Consider the following 3373-nt stretch of genomic DNA (forward strand, 5'->3'; position numbering starts at 1 on the left):
GCCGATTTGAAGTTCCGGGGGCGGGGCCGCGCGGTAACGGTTCCTTAAGACTGTTAAGAGCCCGGTAACCGGCCTTAACAAGCCTTTAACTTAAAACGCTCGATAAATCCTACGCGAAAAGTTCTGGAATCCGTAACCAAGCGGCTCGGCTGCGCGCCAACGCATGCCGCGGCGCCGAGCGCAAGGCCTGCGGCAGTTGCGTTGGAGAGTGCGATGAAGAGGTTCGTTGTGGGCGCCGCGGCACTTGTCGCCGCCGGCTGGACTGCTTCGGCAGAGGCCGCCGATCTCAACTACGGACAGCGCGCGCCCTATACCGTCAACCAGCCCCTCAACGCCTATAGCTGGGCCGGTCCCTATCTCGGCGCCAATCTCGGCTACGAGTGGGGCTCGGTGAGCAACAACCCGACCAGCCCGTCGGGCTTCGTCGGCGGCGTGCAGGCCGGCTACAACTTCCAGAACGGCCCCTGGGTGTTCGGCGTCGAGGGCGACATCCAGGCCGCCGGCGCCGACGACACCTTCGCGCCGTGGAAATTCTCCAACCCCTGGTTCGGCACGTTGCGCGGCCGTGCCGGCTACGCGCTGAACAACATCCTGCTCTACGGCACCGCCGGTCTCGCCTTCGGCGAATTGCGCGGACAGACCTTCGGCCTGACGGAATCGCACACCAGCGTGGGCTGGACGGTCGGCGCCGGCGCCGAGGTCGGCATCACCTCGAATTGGAGCGCCAAGCTCGAATATCTCTACTACGACCTGTCCACCAGCCAGTTCGCGATCACCGGCGTGTCCAACGGCTATAGCGCCAGCGTGGTGCGCGCGGGCGTGAACTATCGTTTCTGATAGCAAGAAGAAAGTACCGGACAATCACCTCCCGGCCGCTCGCGGCCGGGATTTTTTTGGCGTCATGCGCGTGAAGAAAACGCGTCGACCCAGAAGGAGCCTAGGACAGGATGACCAGGTTCACCGCCTTGGGTCCCTTTCCCTTCTTGTCGGGCTCGACCTCGAATGTGATGCGCTGTCCTTCGGCGAGGTCCTTCAGTCCCGCCCGCTCGACCGCGGTGATGTGTACGAAAACATCGCGACCGCCGTCGTCCGGCTTGATGAAGCCGTAGCCGCGCTCGCCGTTGAAGAACTTGACCGTTCCCGTCATGGCCATCGGGAAACTCCTCCCCCCGCAATGCTCCTCCCCCGCAACGCCCACTGCGTCCCGGCGCGACCGGGCATTCACGTGCCCCGAGAGCCTGGCCATCCTTGGGCGGGCCTCAACGGTCCGTCCGGATCCTTCTTGGGCCTTCACTCCGCCGCAACCATTCGCGGAAGCGGAACGTAAAGCCAGTCACGAACGCAGCATAATACGGTTCCCTGCAGATTGACTACCGCTCCTGCATATTTTTCCCAATGCGTCGACCCGCCTCTCAGGGCTTCGGCACGTCCAGGCGGAAGCGCGCGGCGCCGCCCTGACCGAGCGGCTTCTCGAGCTCCGGCAAAATTGTCTTGAGCTCGTCCTGCAACGTAAAGGGAGGGTTGACGATCAACAGACCGGTCGAGGCGAGCGGCGCGCCGGCGGCTTGCGGCGCGACGGAGAATTCGAGGCGAAGGCACTTGCCCGGCGGCCTGGCTGCAGCGGTGGCGCGGGCCACCGCATGTCCGAGGTCGTCGGTGGTGCGCCTCGACTTGGCCGGATACCAGATCACATAGACGCCGGTCGGCCACTTCGCGAAGGCTTCCGCAAAACTCTCCGCCAGCCGTTCGAACTCGTCCCTGGCCTCGAACGGCGGATCGATCAGCACGAGCCCGCGCCGTTCCTTCGGCGGCACGAAAGCCGGCAGCGCGACCCAGCCGTCGAGATCGACCACGCGCGCCTGGATGTCGCGGCGCAGCGCGTCGATCAGCATCTTGCGCGCCTTCGGCTCGACCTCGCAGGCGACCAGGCGATCCTGCGGACGCAGCAGCGCGCGCGCGATCAGCGGCGATCCCGGATAGGTCCTGAGTTCGCCGCGCGGATTGAAGGCGCGGACGATGTCGAGATAGGGCTTCGTCAATTCGGCGACCTCTTGCGAGAAGCGCGCCTGCATGATGCGCGCGATCCCGGTCAGCCACTCGCCGCCGCGCCGCGCTTCCTCGCCTTCGAGATCGTAGAGGCCCGCGCCGGCATGGGTGTCGATGACGCGGAACGCGGCCGGCTTGTCCTGCAGATAGGTCAGGATGCGCGCCAGCACGATGTGCTTGATGACGTCGGCGAAGCCGCCGGCGTGGAAGGCGTGACGGTAGTTCATGAGAGAGCACTACGCCACGCGACGTCTCGAGCAAAGAGGCTGGCTCACCTGTCCCGGACGCGGTGCAGCGCTCCTCGGCGGTGCACCGCAGAGCCGAGACCGACTTCTCGGCGCGGCACGATGGGCCCGGATCAGCAGCGCACTACGCCGCTCGCCGCGGCGCATTGCGCTGCATCCGGGGCACGAGCGATCAACTTCCTATCCGCCCCGGATCGGCGGCATCGTCACCTGGTCGCGTCGGCAGGCGCGGCGGTCGCGGTCCCCACAGGAACGGAATTGCAGGTCCTTGCTGAGGCAGATGCGGACTTCCGACAGCCGCGTCCGGTTGCAGGTCACCGAGACCGCCGAACTGTTGAGGCCCGGATTGGCCTTGATGAAGGCTTCCTCGACATCGGCCGGTGCCACGCTCCTGGCCTCCGACAAATCGAGATATTCGGCCGGAATCTTCACCGCGGCGCGGGCCTTGCGGATCGCCTCGAAATAGCTGCGCTCCGACAGGCCCGAGCAGGTGCCGTGCTTGTCCCATTCGTTGAAGATCAGCCCCGGCGCCGGCATCAGGTCCAGCATCGAGGAGACGATGTTGCGGTTCAGCCGCGGCGCCGGCCGCTGGCAATATTCCGGAAAGCCGTTCTCGTATTGCGGCCACAGTCCGTGCACCACGAAGGCGTAGGGCCGTCCGCTGCACTGGATCTGCGGGCGTCCGCCATTGCCGCGCTCGGCCGCCTCCGCGCAGAAGGAGGGCGACCAGGACAGGGACAGCACATAGAAATCGAACGCGCCGGGGGCGTTCTGGCGCTTGTCCTGGGCCGAGGCCGAGCCGGACGGTGCGAGCAGGCCGACGGAGAGAACCAGCGAGATCAGGAGGCAGGACAGGAAATGCAATCGGGAATGAACCATGACGACGCCCCTCAACTAGACTGCGCGCGCGAGCCTAGCAGGCAATGAGAACATTTCAAGAACAAAATCGCTGATACCCGGTCTAAGCGGTCAGGTTTGCCGAATCAGGGTCTGGCGGCCCGGCAGGCCGGGTTGTAGGCCCAGTTGCGATCGAGCCCGACCACGCACCATTCCACGCCCTGGCCGAAGCCGGCAAAGCCGCC

At 65.6% G+C, this 3373-nt stretch carries 4 protein-coding genes; 1 reads left to right on the forward strand and 3 read right to left on the reverse strand.

What is annotated here, in order from left to right; translation table 11 throughout:
* The first annotated feature begins 213 nt into the window (after positions 1–213).
* The gene (locus KGM94_RS24405; protein WP_300265044.1) at positions 214–837 is read left to right on the forward strand and encodes an outer membrane protein; all 624 of its coding nucleotides are present in this window, start codon (positions 214–216) and stop codon (positions 835–837) included.
* A 100-nt stretch (positions 838–937) separates the two neighbouring features.
* Here the strand turns inward: KGM94_RS24405 and KGM94_RS24410 are convergent, their stop codons facing one another.
* The 3 genes from KGM94_RS24410 to KGM94_RS24420 all read right to left on the reverse strand — a co-directional run bounded on the left by KGM94_RS24410 (position 938) and on the right by KGM94_RS24420 (position 3170).
* Positions 938–1153 carry a cold-shock protein gene (locus KGM94_RS24410; protein ID WP_008544396.1) on the reverse strand — a complete coding sequence of 72 codons (216 nt, stop codon included), beginning with the start codon at positions 1151–1153 and terminating at the stop codon, positions 938–940.
* A 259-nt stretch (positions 1154–1412) separates the two neighbouring features.
* On the reverse strand, positions 1413–2273 hold the full coding sequence (gene rlmJ, locus KGM94_RS24415) for a 23S rRNA (adenine(2030)-N(6))-methyltransferase RlmJ (protein WP_300265047.1): 861 nt from the start codon (positions 2271–2273) through the stop codon (positions 1413–1415).
* Between the two features lie 198 nt (positions 2274–2471).
* Positions 2472–3170 (reverse strand): ribonuclease T2, encoded by a 699-nt coding sequence (locus KGM94_RS24420; protein WP_300265050.1) that lies wholly within the window; start codon positions 3168–3170, stop codon positions 2472–2474.
* Positions 3171–3373: the final 203 nt, after the last annotated feature.

Source organism: Bradyrhizobium sp. (genome assembly GCF_028868675.1).
Taxonomy (GTDB): domain Bacteria; phylum Pseudomonadota; class Alphaproteobacteria; order Rhizobiales; family Xanthobacteraceae; genus Bradyrhizobium.